Origin of the sequence: Pseudomonas sp. MPB26 (assembly GCF_046605355.1) — a bacterium.
In the GTDB taxonomy this organism is placed as follows: domain Bacteria; phylum Pseudomonadota; class Gammaproteobacteria; order Pseudomonadales; family Pseudomonadaceae; genus Aquipseudomonas; species Aquipseudomonas cedrina.
This window is the reverse complement of the sequence record NZ_CP176793.1, coordinates 3,216,380-3,232,689: the sequence shown is the minus strand read 5'-3', so window position 1 is coordinate 3,232,689 and position 16,310 is coordinate 3,216,380. Positions and strand designations below refer to the sequence as shown.

Genomic DNA, 16,310 nt, shown 5'->3' with positions numbered 1-16,310 from the left:
ACTGCTAGCATCCGTGTCTCCAGCCACTCTGCACTGCCAAGGATCGCGATGCCCTCAGCCCCATTGGACACCCGCTACCAGATCGAAACCCCGGAGGGTATCGACCTGCCCCTGCGCCCTGCCGGCCTGGTACCCCGCGCGCTGGCGTTTGCCTTCGACCTGGGCGCGCGCGGGGTGGTCATGGGCATCCTGCTGGTGCCATTGGCCTTGCTTGGCAATATCGGTATCGGCCTGGGTTCGCTGCTGCTGTTCCTGATCAGTTGGTGGTACATGGTGCTGTTCGAGGTGCTCAACCAGGGGTGTTCGCCCGGCAAACAGGTCATGGGGCTGCGTGTTGTACAAGACGACGGCACCCCGATTGGCTGGTCCGCGTCATTGATCCGTAACCTGCTGCGGTTTGTGGACATGCTTCCACTCGGCTACTTCCTCGGCGCTATCAGTTGCCTGCAGCACCCTAATTTCAAACGTCTGGGCGACGTTGCCGCCGGCACGTTGGTGATCTATCGGGAGCAGCCGCTGGTGCGCCCTCAGGTTCCAAAAGCGGCGGCCCTGCGCCTGCCCTTCGCCCTGGAGTTGAGTGAGCAACGGGCCATCCTTGGCTTCGCCGAACGCCAGGGTGAACTGTCCAGCGAGCGCGTTCACGAGCTGGCATCGATTCTCGCCACCCCCTTGCAGGTATCCCCGGCCCGCGCCGTGGAACAGCTCAACGGCGTGGCCCGTGGCCTGTTGGGGCCAACATGAAGCAGAGCCTTTTCGAAAGCCGCCACCAGCCGCAATGGCAGGTTTTTGCCGAACACCTGAAACAGTTGGAGCAAGGACAGGCAAAAGCCAGTGACATAACTGACTTCCCCCATCAGTACCGGCGCCTGTGCCAGCACCTGGCCCTGGCCCAGGAACGCGGCTATAGCAGCTATCTGGTCGACCCCCTGCAACAGCTGGCGCTGTGCGGCCATCAACAGCTCTACCGCCATCGCAGCCAATTGGCGGCAAATGTGCTGGGTTTTGTACTGGCCGATTTCCCCCGCCTGGTGCGGGAACAATGGCGTTTCGTCCTGGTAGCCAGCCTGCTGTTCTTCGGTAGCCTGGTGGGCATCGCCCTGCTGGTCTATCTATTTCCAGACCTTATCTACGCCATCGTCAGCCCCCAGCAGGTGGCCGAGATGCAGGGCATGTATGACCCCGACGCCAGCCGCCTGGGCCGCGCCGCCGAGCGCGCATCGAGCGAAGACTGGATGATGTTCGGCTACTACGTGATGCACAACACCGGCATCGCGTTCCAGACCTTTGCCGCGGGCTTGTTGTTCGGCCTGGGCAGTGTGTTCTTCCTGATATTCAACGGCCTGGTCATTGGTGCGGTCTCCGGGCACCTGACCGAAATCGGTTATGGGCAGACCTTCTGGTCATTCGTTATCGGGCACGGAGCGTTCGAACTGACGGCAATCGCTCTCGCCGGTGCTGCGGGCCTGCAACTGGGCTGGGCGCTGATCGCTCCCGGGCAATTGACTCGTGGCGAATCTCTGCGGCTGGCAGCACGCAAGAGCGTGCAAATGTTGTGCGGTGCCATGATCTTCCTGCTGATCGCAGCCTTTATCGAGGCTTATTGGTCATCCACCACCGTGATAGCACCTTGGATCAAATACCTGGTGGGCGCCGCGCTGTGGCTGCTGGTGGGCGCTTACCTGAGTCTTGCCGGAAGGAATCGCCATGCGCCTCAGTGATGCCAGCGTGGTAATACGCCCACGTACTGCCTGGGAAGCCATGGACCTTGGGGTATTGATGGCCCGCCAATACCGTTTGCTCCTGATGGGCAGCTGGGCATTGGTGTCCCTGCCAGTCTTCGCCTTACTTACTGCACTGCTGTGGAAGTACCCTTCCACCGCCATGTTGGTGTTCTGGTGGCTCAAGCCGGCCTTTGACCGCCTGCCGCTGTATATCCTGTCCAAGGCCCTGTTTGGCGAAACACCCGGTATCAAGCAAGCGGTGCGTGCATGGCCAAGCCTGCTCAAAGGGCAGTTGCTGGCCAGCCTGACCTGGCGGCGACTCAGCCTGAGCCGCAGCTTTATAATGCCGGTAAGCCAACTTGAGGGTCTGGATGGCCCGGCACGGCAAAAACGCCTGGGTGTGCTGCAGCAACGTAACGCCGGCGCGGCGCGTTGGCTGACGATCGTCGGCATGCACTTGGAAATGGGCCTATGGTTGGGTTGCATGGCGCTGTTCTATCTATTTATCCCGCAGAACGTCGAGATGGATTGGGACTGGCAAAGCCTGGCATTGGCGGCTAGCTCGGAAGCACTGTGGCTTGAACACCTGGGCAACGCGTTCTATGCCTTGATTCTGGTGTTCTGGGAGCCGATCTATGTCGCCTGTGGCTTCAGCCTTTATCTTAACCGCCGCACCGTGCTGGAGGCCTGGGACCTGGAGCTCGTGTTCCGCCGCCTTCGGCAACGCCTCAGCAGTGTGGCTGCGCTGTTGTTGCTGGTGATCGGCTTGACGCTGTCACCATTCAGCGCGCCCGCCATGGCCGATGCTTCGGGCTCTCACCAGCCACTGAGTACCCAGAGCGCGAACCAATCCATCAAGTCGCTGCTGGACAAGCCCCCTTTCAAAAACCCGGAAACCGTCACGCGTTACCGCTTTGGTGACGAAAAGCCTGCGGCTAAAAACAAGGCTGGCAGCAACGGTAAACTTCCAGACTGGCTCAAGGCGCTGCTCGGCAACCTCAACAGCAACACCTTCAAACCTATAGCCCAGGGCCTGGAGGCGCTGTTATGGGGCATCCTGATCGGTGCCTTGATCATGCTGGCGTGGCGTTATCGCGATTGGGCGCGCACCTTTGTCAGCCGGCGCGGGCCGCGCAAGCCTAAAGTCGTCAAACCCATACCCACACAATTGTTCGGCCTCGAACTGGGCGCCGAAACCTTGCCCGACGATGTTGCCGCCGCCGCCGAGCACCTGTGGAGCACCCAACCAAGGGAAGCCCTCGGCCTGCTGTACCGCGGCCTGCTCAGCCGCTTGCTGCATGATTTTAAGCTGCCGCTGAAAAGCGCTGACACCGAAGGCCAGGTGCTGGAGCGCGTTCACCTGTTGCAACACCCGCAACTGCTGGCGTTCAGCGACGAATTGACCCGGCATTGGCAAAACCTCGCTTACGGTCATCGCCTTCCGCCCCTCTCGGCCCAGCAAAAACTGTGCAGTGACTGGCGCAACCTGTTCAGCTCAGGGGGCAGCCAATGAACCGGCCATTATTGTGGGTGGGGCTATTGCTGGCATGCCTGCTGGCGGCGGGGGGTTATTACGCATGGAGCAAAGCGGTCCCCTACGATGAAGTGGTGGACCGCGGCCCCTCTCCGGAGGCGCTGGCCAACCCGTACCTGGCGGCCGAGCACTTTCTGCGCCAACAAGGCCTGGCCGTGGCCCATGCCAATAGCCTGGAACGCCTGGCTACGCTGCCCGCCAAGGGCAACAGCCTGCTGATGCTTGGCGAGCGCAGCAGTCTTACGCCGCGCCAAGTAGAGCAACTGCTGGCCTGGACCCGATCCGGCGGTCATCTGTTGCTGGTGGCCGAGGCCCTGTGGGATGAAGAGGCAGGCAAAAGCGGTGACCTGCTGCTCGATCGCTTGCATATCCACCAGACCTGGAGTGATGAGCCTGAAGAGCCCGCCGCTGCCAGTAAAAAGCCTCCTGAAAAGGAAGCGCCGGACCTCACCAAGCTGTACGTCGATAATGAAACCGCACCGGCTTATTTCAGTTTCGACACAGACTTCAACCTCACCGACCCCAGGCATCTGGCGCAATTTTCTGCCAACAGCGCGCAGTCGAGCCACCTGATGCAACTCAATCTGGGGCAAGGCCGCGTCACGGTGATCACCGACAGCAACCTGTGGAAAACTCCGGACATCGGTAAACACGACAATGCCTGGTTGCTCTGGTACCTGATCCAGGGCACGGACGTGACCTTGCTGTTCAATAATGATTTCGATGACCTGTTCACCCTGCTGCTGCGCTATTTCCCACAGGCCCTGGTGGCACTCGTTGCCTTGATAGCCTTGGCGCTCTGGCAGGCCGCCATGCGCCAAGGCCCGATCCGCGCTCCGGCATCCCCTGCGCGCCGCCAATTGCAGGAGCACCTCAAGGCCAGCGCCGACTTCCTGCTGCGCCGCAGCGGCCAGGGCACGCTGCTGCAAGCCTTGCAGCACGATATCCTGCGCGCGGCCCGGCGCCGTCATCCCGGTTTTGAGCACCTCGACAACGCAGATCAGCAGCGGGTGCTCGAGCACCTGACGCGCCAACCTTCTCACGTCATCAGCCAGGCCCTTGGCCCACTCCCGGCAAAACGGCTTTCCAGCGCCGATTTCAGCCGGCAGGTGGCATGCCTGCAAACCCTCAGGAATGCCTTATGAGCGAACTACCCAGCGCCACCGCCTTGAGCAGCGAAACCCTGCAACGCGCCAGCGCGCAAGCCCAGGCCCTGCGCACTGAATTGCGCAAGGCGGTGATTGGCCAGGAGCAGGTAATCGACGATGTCCTGACCGCATTGATTGCCGGTGGCCATGTGCTGCTGGAAGGCGTGCCGGGGCTGGGCAAAACCTTGCTGGTGCGCGCCCTGGCACGTTGCTTCGATGGCGATTTCGCGCGCATCCAGTTCACTCCGGACCTGATGCCGAGCGATGTCACCGGCCACGCCGTATACGACCTGCACACCGAACAGTTCAAACTGCGCAAAGGCCCGGTGTTCACCCATTTGCTGCTGGCCGACGAAATCAACCGCGCTCCGGCCAAGACCCAGGCGGCCTTGCTCGAAGCCATGCAGGAGCGGCAAGTTACCCTTGAGGGCGAGGCGCTGCCCATCAGCCAGCCGTTCATGGTGCTGGCCACCCAGAACCCCATCGAACAGGAAGGCACTTACCCTCTGCCGGAAGCGGAACTGGATCGTTTCATGCTCAAGGTGCGCATGGATTACCCCGACGCACAGCAGGAACTGAAGATGGTGCGCGAGGTAACGCGCTCATCCCGGGCCGACATGCTGGATGTACACCCGTTGCGCACGGTGTTGCAGGCTGCGGATGTGCTGCAGTTGCAGCAGATCGCAAGCGAATTGGCCCTCGACGAACAAGTGCTCGACTACGCCGTACGCCTGGCGCGTGCCACCCGTAGCTGGCCGGGACTGGCCATCGGCGCCGGCCCGCGCGCGTCCATCGCCCTGGTGCGTGGCGCGCGTGCCCGCGCCTTGCTGCGCGCAGGTGAATTCGTCACCCCGGATGACATCAAGGGATGCGCCCTGGCGGTATTGCGTCACCGGGTGCGTATCGCACCAGAGTTGGATATCGACGGGCTGGAGGTCGACCAGGTGCTTAAGCAACTGCTCGATCAAATTCCGGCACCTCGGCAATGACTCGCCCATGAAACCGACCCGCCTGCTGTTGAATTGGCTCGGCGTATTGCTGGGGTTGAACATCCTGCTGGGCACTGCCGCTGCGTTGCAGCTCAAGGTGCCCGACACCTTGCATTCAGTCGCATGGGGGCTGCTCCTGGCACTGTTGCTGCTGACCACGCTGGATGCGCTGCGCCTGCGTCGCCGTCCGTCGCCCCGAGTGCAACGGCAGGTGCCGGGCAGCCTGGCGCTGGGGCGTTGGGGCGAAGTACGCCTGGCCCTGGAGCATGATTTCCTGCAGCCGCTGACAGTGCAGGTGTTCGATCATGTGCCCGACGGGCTAACAGTAGAGAGCATACCCCAGCCCATTGACCTGCGCCCCGGTGAACGCAGTGAGCTAGGCTATCGCGTTCGCCCCCTGCGGCGCGGGCATTTCAGTTTCAGCCGCTGTGAAATCTACCTGCCCAGCCCAATGGGGCTGTGGTCAGCGCGGCGCTTTATCGAGGCGAACGACGCCACCCGCGTCTACCCGGATTTCGCCCGGTTGTATGGCGCGCAGCTGCTGGGCGTGGACAACTGGCTGAGCCAACTGGGTGTGCGTCAGCGCCAACGACGAGGCCTGGGGCTGGAGTTTCATCAACTGCGCGAGTTTCGCGAGGGTGACAGCCTTCGGCAGATCGATTGGAAGGCTACCGCGCGCCAGCGCACGCCCATCGCGCGTGAGTACCAGGATGAGCGCGACCAGCAGATCGTGTTCATGCTCGATTGCGGCCGCCGCATGCGTAGCCAGGATGACGAGCTGTCCCATTTTGACAACGCCCTCAATGCTTGCCTGCTGCTCAGCTACGTCGCCTTGCGTGAAGGCGATGCGGTGGGGCTGTGCACTTTTGCCGGTGACCAGCCCCGCTACGTGGCACCGGTGAAGGGGAGCAGCCAGTTGAACCTGTTGCTCAACGCGGTATACGACCTGGACACTACCCGACGCACCGCCGACTATCAGGCAGCGGCAAGCCAGTTGTTGGCCCGACAGAAGCGCCGAGCGTTGGTGGTCGTGGTCACCAACCTGCGGGATGAAGACGACGAGGCACTGCTGACGGCCGTCAAGCGCATCAGCCGCCAACATAGAGTGCTGGTGGCCAGCCTCCGCGAGGAAGTAGTCGATCAACTGCGCCAGGCCCCCGTGCAAACCTTGCCCGAAGCCTTGGCCTACAGCGGTACCATCGATTACTTGAATACCCGCAACCAACTGCACGACCGTCTCAGCGCGCAAGGCCTGTCGATACTCGACACCTTGCCGTCCGAACTGGGGCCGGCGTTGGTGACACGCTATCTGGGTTGGAAAAAAGCCGGTGCAATCTAAGAAAGCCCTGCGCAAGAAACCCACTGTTACGCCAGGGCCGACCACACCGAAACCGGGTCGCCAATGCGCCTAAGCCGACGCCTGCAAAGGATCAAAACTGAAGTAATGGAGCAAGACGCTGACCAATTGCCCATATTCTTCAGGGGCATGGAGCACCCTGAAGCCGGAGTCGTAATGCTGGGGGTTGATGTCCTCGTGGCTCCAGAGACAGGTTGCCGTGAGGTCAATTGGATTCCAGGTACCGTCCGCCGCAGGAATCTTCACACGCAGCTCGAAGTCCACATCGACCATCATGGGCAGCTGGCTGATTAACATCAGCCCGTCTTCCGAAACGTTGCCCAGGAACCCGATGGGTTTATCAGTAAGTCGGTTAAACACTTGCAGAAAACAAGGTAGCTGATGCCGCTCGATCCGTCGGTCGGTAAACATGGTGAAATCGCCATCCAATGGCCATGACTGCGGCCGTGCCAGTGATTCGGAACGAGCCAAAAACCGCTCGCTCTCCCTGGACTTCGGTGCGCGCACAACCAATGTTGTGCAGCAGACAGCCGCCGAGTCCGGGCTCTACATCCGTTTGCATATAAACTTGTACAAACGGACATTCAAAGGATAGCCCAAGACTGGCAGGGGGCCAGCTATGAAACGACGAATAGCATCACAAGGATGCCGGGCGGGGCTGAGCGACCTTTAAACCGGGGTAGTGCCCTAACTGTTGCAAGGTGTCCAGCCTCGCGCGAGCGCGGTAGGCGTACTCACTCGACGGGTATTGATTGATGATGAACTGATAGGTCTGCGCCGCATCGACGAACAGCTTTTGCCGCTCCAGGCACTGCCCGCGCAACATCGAGACTTCCGGTTGCACGTAGCGCCGGGTGCGACTTTTACGGTCGACCTGGGACAATTCCAGGGTAACGCGTTCGCAATCGCCGATCGTGTAGGCGCGATAGGCATTGTTCAAATGGTGGTCCATCGACCAGCGGGTGCAGCCGACAACACTGACGGCCAGGGCAGCAATGAGCAAAATTCGCATGAGGGTTCTCCTGTCTTGTGCAGTGTATCGACCCCTCGTCGAAAATCTTCAAGGATGTTCGTATTCAGCCGCAACGAAAACAAGTCAATCGTCGATAAGTAGTGCAAACGAACAATGACTACAACGAAAGAGCATAGTAGCCTTCCTCAGCGCTTGAACTCAGGAGTCTGTGCATGTCCGTCCGTCGCACCAAAATCGTCGCCACCCTTGGCCCGGCCAGCAACTCGCCGGAAGTCCTCGAACAGCTGATTCTGGCTGGTTTGGACGTAGCCCGTCTGAACTTCTCCCACGGCACCCCGGACGAGCACAAGGCTCGCGCCAAGCTGGTGCGTGACCTGGCCGCCAAGCACGGCCGCTTCGTGGCATTGCTGGGTGACCTGCAAGGCCCGAAAATCCGCATCGCCAAATTCGCCAACAAGCGGATCGAGCTGAAGATCGGTGACAAGTTCACGTTCTCTACCAGCCACCCATTGACCGAGGGCACCCAGGACGTAGTTGGCATCGACTACCCGGACCTGGTGAAAGATTGCGGCGTTGGTGACGAACTGCTGCTGGACGATGGCCGCGTGGTCATGCGTGTCGATACCGCAACCCCGACTGAGCTCAATTGCACCGTGCTAATCGGCGGCCCGCTGTCCGACCATAAGGGCATCAACCGTCGTGGTGGTGGCCTGACCGCACCGGCCCTGACCGAAAAAGACAAGGCCGACATCAAGCTCGCCGCCGAAATGGAAGTGGACTACCTCGCCGTGTCCTTCCCGCGCGACGCCGCCGACATGGAATACGCCCGTAAACTGCGCGACGAAGCCGGCGGTACTGCCTGGCTGGTGGCGAAGATCGAACGTGCCGAGGCCGTGGCTAACGACGAAACCCTCGACGGCCTGATCAAGGCTTCCGACGCGGTGATGGTTGCCCGTGGCGACCTGGGCGTGGAAATCGGTGACGCCGAGCTGATCGGCATCCAGAAAAAAATCATCCTGCACGCGCGCCGTCATAACAAAGCGGTGATCGTGGCGACCCAGATGATGGAGTCGATGATCCAGAACCCGATGCCGACCCGCGCCGAAGTGTCCGACGTGGCCAACGCCGTGCTCGACTACACCGACGCCGTGATGCTCTCGGCTGAAAGTGCTGCAGGTCCCTACCCACTGGAAGCCGTGCAAGCCATGGCGCGTATCTGCCTTGGCGCCGAAAAGCACCCGACCAGCAAGACCTCCAGCCACCGCATCGGCAAAGAGTTCGAAAGCTGCGACCAGAGTATCGCCCTGGCCGCCATGTACACCGCGAACCACTTCCCGGGCGTGAAGGCGATCATTGCCTTGACCGAAAGTGGCTACACGCCGTTGATCATGTCGCGCATTCGCTCCTCGGTGCCGATCTACGCGTTCTCCCCGCACCGCGAAACCCAGGCCCGTGCGGCCATGTTCCGTGGGGTATACACCGTACCGTTCGACCCGGCTTCGTTGCCGCCGCATGAAGTCAGCCAGGCTGCCATCGACGAGCTGATCAAACGCGGTGTCGTGGAGAAAGGCGACTGGGTCATCCTGACCAAGGGCGACAGCTATCACACCATCGGCGGCACCAACGGCATGAAGATCCTGCACGTTGGCGATCCAATGGTCTGAGTGACAGGCTGAAAACAAAAGCCCCGCCCTGTGAATGGCGGGGCTTTTTGCATTTCATGGCGGGTTGATGGGGTTGAAGGTGAAGCCCCCATCGCGGGCAAGCCCGACTCCCACAGTTCACCGCATTTCAATGTGGGAGCTGGCTTGCCTGCGATAGCGTCAGTCCAGCCACCCGTATTCAACGCCGAGCGATAAACGCCGACATCGCCGCAATCGCCTCCGGCGATCTCAACCGCTGGGTAAACAACGCCCCCTCCTCCTCGATCACTTGCCGCAACTGTTCACGATCAACGCTTTTCATCAATTGCTTGGTCACCTGCACTGCCCCCGGTGCCAGGGTTTCAAAACGCTCGGCCATTTCCCGCGCCTTGGCCAGCGCCGCCTCGCCACTGCACAGCGCCTCGGTAGCGATCCCCCAGGCCGCCGCCTGCTCGCCGCTGAACCCCTCGCCCAGCAGCAACAACTCAGCCGCTTTGGCATGCCCCAATAATCTCGGCAGGATCAGGCTCGAACCAAACTCCGGACACAGCCCGAGATTGACGAACGGCATGCGCAACCGCGCATCCCGGCTGACGTACACCAGGTCGCAATGCAGCAGCAAGGTGGTGCCGATACCCACCGCCGCGCCCGCCACGGCGGCGATCACCGGCTTGCGGCAGTTGAGCAGGCTCTTCATGAAGTGAAAGGGCGGGCTGTCGAGATCGCTCGGTGGCTGCTGGAGAAAATCGCCGATGTCGTTGCCCGCCGTGAAACAGTCACTGCTGCCGTGAAGCAGCACGCAGCGGATATTCGCATCCGCGTCGGCCTGCTCCAAGGCCTCGGCCAGTTGCGTGTACATGGCGCGAGTCAGCGCGTTCTTCTTGTCGGGGCGATTGAGCTGCAGGGTCAACAGCCCACGGTCGCGTCGGTGCAAAATGGCGTCGGTCATGGCAAATCTCGCGGATGTAGCGTTCAGCGCTCAACCACGGGACAGGAACACGTCGGCCAGCAGTTGATTGCGCGGCAGCCCGGCCAGGAACAGGCGCTTGGAAAACGCTTCGACACTGGCAGGGTGCCCGCAGAGTAAAGCCAGGGTTTGTCGCGAAACAAGCCGCAGTTGCGCCAATGCCTGGGCCGACTCGGCCGCTGTCCACAGCTCTACCGACAGGTTTGAATGCTGTGCGGCCAGCGCCGCCAAGGGTTCGGCCAGGTAATGCGCGTCGGCATCATGGGCCAGGTGAATCAGGCGAATATCGCCTTGGTGATCCTGGCGCAATGCCTCGCGCAACACGCCCCACAACGGACCCAACCCGGTGCCGGACGCCAGCAGCCAGAGCGGTCGGGATTGCCAGTCCGGGTCGTATTGCAGCGCGCCGCCGCGCACCTCGCCCAGACGCAAAGATTCGCCGACCTGCAACTGCCGGGCAAGGTCAGTGAATTCACCGGGCTGGCGGCAATCGAGATGGAACTCCAGGAACGGGTCTTCCTGAGGCAGGCTGGCCAGGGAATACGGCCTTGCCACCTGCCCCGCCCACAGCACCAAGTGCTGCCCGGCGCGGTAACGCAGACCGCGTTGCGGTTGCAGGCGCAGGCGCAACACATGGGGGGTCAGCCAATCGGCACCGACCACCTGTGCGGGCAGCCCGTCATGGAGCGGATCAAAGGTCTCAACCTTCAGATCCCCGGCGACCTGGCACTGACACGCCAGGCGCCAGCCATCCTGACGCTGCGCCGGGCTCAAGGCATCCGGTTGCCTGTCCTCGACGTCACCCTGGCAACGCACCAAACAGGCATGGCAACTGCCGGCACGGCAACTGTAGGGCACGGCCACGCCCGCCTGGTTCAAGGCCTCCAGCAGGTTGCTGCCGGCGGCTACCGACCAATGGCGTTCGCCGACGTGCAGTTCAGGCATATAAAGTCTCAGTCATTGCGATGGTCCGTAACGATAACGCAGTTTGACCATGGTCGGGTGTATCGGCCACCGTGCCGGGTTATACTGCCGCGCCTTTTTAGCGTCGCGCCTGCACCACTTGGCGTGCCTTGGAAAGGTGGGCTCAGCCGACCGATGCCACACTGAGCCCACCTTTATTGAATGTTCCCTTATAGAGGAGCGCGACTCATGACCGTGATCAAGCAAGACGACCTGATTCAGAGCGTTGCCGACGCCCTGCAATTCATTTCCTACTACCACCCCGTTGATTTCATCCAGGCCATGCACGAAGCCTACCTGCGCGAAGAATCGCCGGCGGCCCGTGACTCCATCGCCCAGATCCTTATCAACTCGCGCATGTGCGCCACCGGCCATCGCCCGATCTGTCAGGACACCGGTATCGTCACCGTGTTCGTGCGCGTGGGCATGGACGTACGTTGGGATGGCGCCACCATGGGCCTGGACGACATGATCAACGAAGGCGTGCGTCGCGCCTACAACCTGCCGGAAAACGTCCTGCGTGCCTCCATCCTCGCCGACCCGGCCGGTGCGCGCAGGAACACCAAGGACAACACCCCGGCGGTCATCCACTACTCCATCGTCCCGGGTAACACCGTGGAAGTGGACGTGGCGGCCAAGGGTGGCGGTTCCGAAAACAAGTCGAAAATGGCCATGCTCAACCCGTCCGACTCGATCGTCGACTGGGTGCTCAAGACCGTTCCGACCATGGGCGCCGGCTGGTGCCCGCCCGGCATGCTGGGCATCGGCATCGGCGGCACCGCCGAGAAAGCCGCGGTGATGGCCAAGGAAGTGCTGATGGAATCCATCGACATCCACGAGCTGATCAAGCGCGGCCCCTCCAACCGTATCGAAGAGATGCGCCTGGAGCTGTTCGAGAAGGTCAACCAGCTGGGCATCGGCGCCCAGGGCCTGGGCGGCCTGACTACCGTGCTCGATGTGAAGATCATGGACTACCCGACCCACGCCGCTTCCTTGCCGGTGTGCATGATCCCCAACTGCGCCGCCACCCGTCACGCGCACTTCGTGCTCGACGGTTCGGGCCCGGCGTCGCTGGAAGCGCCACCGCTGGACGCCTACCCGGAAATCGTCTGGGAAGCCGGCCCATCGGCCCGCCGTGTCAACCTCGACACCCTGACCCCGGAAGAAGTGCAAAGCTGGAAGCCGGGCGAAACCGTGTTGCTCAACGGCAAGATGCTCACCGGTCGCGACGCCGCGCACAAGCGCATGGTCGAGATGCTGAACAAGGGCGAATCCCTGCCGGTGGACCTCAAGGGACGCTTCATCTACTACGTCGGCCCGGTTGATCCGGTACGCGAAGAAGTGGTTGGCCCGGCAGGCCCGACCACCGCGACGCGGATGGACAAGTTCACCCGTCAGATCCTCGAGCAAACCGGCCTGCTGGGCATGATCGGCAAATCCGAACGCGGCCCGACTGCGATCGAAGCGATCAAGGACCACAAGGCCGTGTACCTGATGGCCGTCGGCGGCGCCGCATACCTGGTGGCGCAAGCCATCAAGCAATCACGCGTTGTCGCGTTTGCCGAGCTGGGCATGGAAGCGATCTACGAGTTCGACGTCAAAGACATGCCGGTTACCGTTGCGGTGGACAGCAAGGGCGAGTCCGTCCACATCACCGGTCCTGCCATCTGGCAGAAAAAGATCAGTGACAGCCTGGCGGTTGAAGTGCAGTAAGCGCTTCCCTGCAAGGATAAATGCTTGCGCCGATGAGCCCTGTGGGAGCGGGCTTGCTCGCGAAGGCGGTGTGTCAGCCATGGAATAGGTGACTGACACACCGCCTTCGCGAGCAAGCCCGCTCCCACATAAAGCCCACTTGCCACAACATTAACGTCCTGCATGCTAAGGTGCATTCCCCTCACTGCGCCTGCCCATCACCGTATGATCGTGATCCCTCGCCCCCTGCGCCTGACCTTCTATTCCCTGCTGATCATCGCCGGTGCCGTGCTGGCTGCCGCCTTGGCCACGCGCCATGCCGAACGCCAGGCCCTGGTGGACGACGCCGCCCGCGCCAATCAGCAGCTCGCGCTGTACGCCAACTCGCTGCACACCCTGATCGAACGCTACCGCGCCCTACCCGCCGTATTAGCGCTGGACTCGGAGATGATCAATGCCTTGAAAGGCCCGCTGGATGCCGCCACCCAGGACCTGCTCAACCGCAAGCTGGAACGCATCAACGGCGCCGCACAGTCTTCCACCCTGGAGTTGATGGACCGCACCGGCCTGGCCGTAGCGGCCAGTAACTGGAACTTGCCCAGCAGTTATGTGGGGCACAACTACGCGTTCCGTCCGTATTTCAGCCAGACCTTGAGCCAGGGCACCGGGCGGTTTTATGCGGTGGGTGTGACCACCGGCATTCCGGGGTATTTCCTGTCCAGCGCGGTGCTGGATGAGCATGAGCAGTTCCTTGGCGCCATGGTAGTCAAGCTGGAGTTCCCCGAGCTTGAACGCGAGTGGGCCCAGGGCAATGACCTGCTGCTGGTCAGCGATGCGCGTGGCATCGTATTTATCGCCAATCAGCCCGGCTGGCGTTATCGCAACCTGCGGCCGTTGTCGGCCGACGACCTGGCTGAACTCAAGACCACCCGCCAATACGACAAAAAACACCTGCAGGCGCTGGAGATGCAGGCGCTGCAGCGCTTTGACGAGAACAGCCACCTGGTGCGCGTCAACGGCCCGGATGGCAACGCCAATTACATCTGGGAATCCCTGCCGTTAAAGGCTGAAGGCTGGACCCTGCACCTGCTGCGCAAACCACAGTTTGCGTTCGAGGACCAACGCAACGCCGGCCTGGCCGCCGCCGGCTCATGGCTGGCGCTGGTGTTCCTGGTGCTGTTTCTCATCCAACGCTGGCGCCTGGCCCGCTTGCGTCAGCGCAGTCGCGAAGAGCTTGAGCAACTGGTGGAAGAGCGTACCCAGGCACTACGCACCGCCCAGGACGGCCTGGTGCAATCGGCCAAGCTGGCGGCGCTGGGGCAAATGTCCGCCGCCCTCGCCCACGAGATCAATCAACCGCTCACGGCTCAACGCATGCAGCTCGCCACCTTGCGCCTGCTGCTGGATCACGGCCGCATCGACGACGCCTACAAGGCCATCACGCCACTGGACGATATGCTCACGCGCATGGCCGCGCTGACCGGCCATCTCAAGACCTTCGCGCGCAAAAGCCCGAGTGGCCTGCGCGAGCGCCTGGATTTGGCCACGGTGGTCGATCAGTCCCTGCAGCTGCTCGATGCACGCCTGCGCGATGAAGCCATCGGCGTTGTGCTCGACCTGACCCGCCCCGCCTGGGTACGCGGTGACGCGATCCGCCTGGAGCAGGTGCTGATCAACCTGCTGCGCAACGCGCTCGACGCGATGGCCGACAAGCCGCGTAAACGCCTGGAGATCCGTCTGCATGCCGATGAACAGCTGTGGCAACTGACCGTCAGCGACAGCGGCGGCGGGATTGCCGACGAACACCTCAACAGTGTGTTCGACCCCTTCTTCACCACCAAGCCCGTGGGTGATGGGCTCGGCCTGGGGCTGGCGGTGTCCTACGCTATCGTGCACGAATTGGGCGGTCGCCTGATCGCCGGCAACCGCGGGGACGGCGCGCAATTCACCTTGACCCTGCCTATTGCGCTGGAGACACCTGACCTATGTTGAACGCGGTGATTGTGGTCGATGACGAAGCCAGCATCCGCACGGCCGTCGAACAGTGGCTGAGCTTGTCGGGGTTCGCGGTGCAGTTGTTCAGCCGTGCCGAGGAATGCCTGGCACAACTGCCCACGGACTTTCCCGGCGTGATCCTGAGCGACGTGCGCATGCCGGGGCTGAGCGGCCTGGAGCTGCTGGCCGAAGTGCAGCGCCGCGATGCGGATTTGCCGGTGATTTTGCTGACGGGCCACGGCGATGTGCCAATGGCGGTTGAAGCCATGCGCGACGGTGCCTACGACTTCCTGGAAAAACCCTTCAGCCCCGACGCCTTGCTCAACAGCCTGCGCCGCGCCCTGGACAAGCGCGGGCTGATCCTGGAGAACCGTCGCCTGCACCAACAGGCCGACCATCGCGCGCAGTTGGACTCGACCCTTCTGGGAGTGTCGCGAGCGCTGCAGACCCTGCGCCGTCAGGTCCTGGAATTGGCGAGCTTGCCGGTCAACGTGCTGATTCGTGGCGAGACCGGCAGCGGTAAGGAGCTGGTCGCCCGCTGCCTGCATGACTTCGGCCCACGGGCGAAGAAACACTTTGTGGCGCTCAACTGCGCGGCGATCCCCGAACAGCTCTTTGAAGCCGAGCTGTTCGGCCATGAAAGCGGCGCGTTCACCGGCGCCCAGGGCAAGCGCATCGGCAAACTGGAATACGCCCACGGCGGCACGCTGTTTCTCGATGAAATCGAAAGCATGCCGCTGGCCCAGCAAGTGAAGCTGCTGCGCGTATTGCAGGAACAGAAACTGGAGCGACTGGGCTCCAACCAGAGCATCCACGTGGACCTGCGCATCATCGCCGCCACCAAACCGGACCTGCTGGACGAGGCCCGCGCCGGGCGCTTTCGTGAAGACCTGGCCTACCGCTTGAATGTCGCGCAATTGCGCCTGCCGCCCTTGCGTGAGCGCCGCGAAGACATCCCGCTGCTGTTCGACTATTTTGCACAGAGCGCTGCCGAGCGCCTGGGTCGCAGCGTCGAGCCCTTGAGCGGGGCGCAACTGGGGCGGCTGCTCAGCCATGACTGGCCGGGCAACGTGCGTGAGCTGGCCAACGTCGCCGAGCGCAAGATACTCGGCCTTGGCGAACCGGAGCCGGAGGGCGTCGAGGCCGGACAATCCCTGGCGGCGCAGCAGGAAGCGTTCGAAGCGCATTGCCTCAAAGCCGCACTGGCTCGGCACAAAGGCGATATCAAGGCGGTGCTGGCCGAGCTGCAACTGCCGCGCCGCACCTTTAATGAAAAGATGCAGCGGCATGGGTTGGTGCGGGAGATGTTTCTCCAGCAACCTTGAGGC

14 protein-coding genes are annotated in these 16,310 nt (G+C 62.2%); 10 read left to right on the top strand and 4 right to left on the bottom strand.

Annotated features, from left to right (window positions below; genetic code table 11):
* Positions 1-48 precede the first annotated feature (48 nt).
* The 6 genes from ACLH0H_RS14865 to ACLH0H_RS14840 are packed head-to-tail and all read left to right on the top strand — an operon-like array spanning position 49 to position 6,731.
* A complete protein-coding gene (locus tag ACLH0H_RS14865; RefSeq protein ID WP_411378603.1) occupies positions 49-741 on the top strand; it encodes an RDD family protein in 693 nt (230 codons plus the stop codon).
* The gene (locus ACLH0H_RS14860) at positions 738-1,718 is read left to right on the top strand and encodes a stage II sporulation protein M (RefSeq protein ID WP_411378602.1); all 981 of its coding nucleotides are present in this window, start codon (positions 738-740) and stop codon (positions 1,716-1,718) included. Before ACLH0H_RS14865 ends, ACLH0H_RS14860 begins: the two co-directional genes overlap by 4 nt.
* Positions 1,705-3,234, top strand: a complete 1,530-nt coding sequence (locus ACLH0H_RS14855) for a DUF4129 domain-containing protein (protein WP_411378601.1) — start codon at positions 1,705-1,707, stop codon at positions 3,232-3,234. Before ACLH0H_RS14860 ends, ACLH0H_RS14855 begins: the two co-directional genes overlap by 14 nt.
* Positions 3,231-4,400: a DUF4350 domain-containing protein gene (locus tag ACLH0H_RS14850; protein ID WP_411378600.1), complete on the top strand. Its 1,170-nt coding sequence runs from the start codon at positions 3,231-3,233 to the stop codon at positions 4,398-4,400. Before ACLH0H_RS14855 ends, ACLH0H_RS14850 begins: the two co-directional genes overlap by 4 nt.
* On the top strand, positions 4,397-5,392 hold the full coding sequence (locus ACLH0H_RS14845) for an AAA family ATPase (RefSeq protein ID WP_411378599.1): 996 nt from the start codon (positions 4,397-4,399) through the stop codon (positions 5,390-5,392). The genes ACLH0H_RS14850 and ACLH0H_RS14845 overlap by 4 nt, the downstream gene beginning before the upstream one ends.
* A gap of 7 nt (positions 5,393-5,399) precedes the next feature.
* Positions 5,400-6,731 (top strand): DUF58 domain-containing protein, encoded by a 1,332-nt coding sequence (locus tag ACLH0H_RS14840; protein WP_411378598.1) that lies wholly within the window; start codon positions 5,400-5,402, stop codon positions 6,729-6,731.
* Between the two features lie 69 nt (positions 6,732-6,800).
* On the opposite strand, the gene ACLH0H_RS14835 is transcribed toward ACLH0H_RS14840, so the two are convergent.
* Positions 6,801-7,160, bottom strand: a complete 360-nt coding sequence (locus ACLH0H_RS14835; RefSeq protein ID WP_411382414.1) for a PilZ domain-containing protein — start codon at positions 7,158-7,160, stop codon at positions 6,801-6,803.
* A 226-nt stretch (positions 7,161-7,386) separates the two neighbouring features.
* Positions 7,387-7,761, bottom strand: coding sequence for a hypothetical protein (locus tag ACLH0H_RS14830; RefSeq protein ID WP_076949778.1), 375 nt, complete (start codon positions 7,759-7,761; stop codon positions 7,387-7,389).
* Between the two features lie 173 nt (positions 7,762-7,934).
* On the opposite strand from ACLH0H_RS14830, the gene pyk reads away from it, so the two are divergent.
* Entirely contained in the window at positions 7,935-9,386 is a 1,452-nt protein-coding gene (gene pyk, locus ACLH0H_RS14825; RefSeq protein ID WP_076949779.1) for a pyruvate kinase, read from the top strand.
* Positions 9,387-9,564: 178 nt separating this feature from the next.
* Here pyk and ACLH0H_RS14820 read toward each other — a convergent pair whose 3' ends face one another.
* Both ACLH0H_RS14820 and ACLH0H_RS14815 read right to left on the bottom strand, forming a co-directional pair.
* Complete coding sequence (locus ACLH0H_RS14820; RefSeq protein ID WP_411378597.1) at positions 9,565-10,314, bottom strand: enoyl-CoA hydratase-related protein; 750 nt, start codon at positions 10,312-10,314, stop codon at positions 9,565-9,567.
* 30 nt (positions 10,315-10,344) lie between these two features.
* Positions 10,345-11,277, bottom strand: a complete 933-nt coding sequence (locus ACLH0H_RS14815) for an iron-sulfur-binding ferredoxin reductase (protein WP_411378596.1) — start codon at positions 11,275-11,277, stop codon at positions 10,345-10,347.
* 207 nt (positions 11,278-11,484) lie between these two features.
* Between ACLH0H_RS14815 and ACLH0H_RS14810 the strand changes: the two genes are divergently transcribed.
* The 3 genes from ACLH0H_RS14810 (at position 11,485) to ACLH0H_RS14800 (ending at position 16,307) form a co-directional block, all read left to right on the top strand.
* Positions 11,485-13,008 carry a fumarate hydratase gene (locus ACLH0H_RS14810; RefSeq protein WP_411378595.1) on the top strand — a complete coding sequence of 508 codons (1,524 nt, stop codon included), beginning with the start codon at positions 11,485-11,487 and terminating at the stop codon, positions 13,006-13,008.
* Positions 13,009-13,212: 204 nt separating this feature from the next.
* Entirely contained in the window at positions 13,213-14,979 is a 1,767-nt protein-coding gene (locus ACLH0H_RS14805; RefSeq protein ID WP_411378594.1) for an ATP-binding protein, read from the top strand.
* The gene (locus ACLH0H_RS14800) at positions 14,973-16,307 is read left to right on the top strand and encodes a sigma-54-dependent transcriptional regulator (protein ID WP_411378593.1); all 1,335 of its coding nucleotides are present in this window, start codon (positions 14,973-14,975) and stop codon (positions 16,305-16,307) included. The genes ACLH0H_RS14805 and ACLH0H_RS14800 overlap by 7 nt, the downstream gene beginning before the upstream one ends.
* Positions 16,308-16,310: the final 3 nt, after the last annotated feature.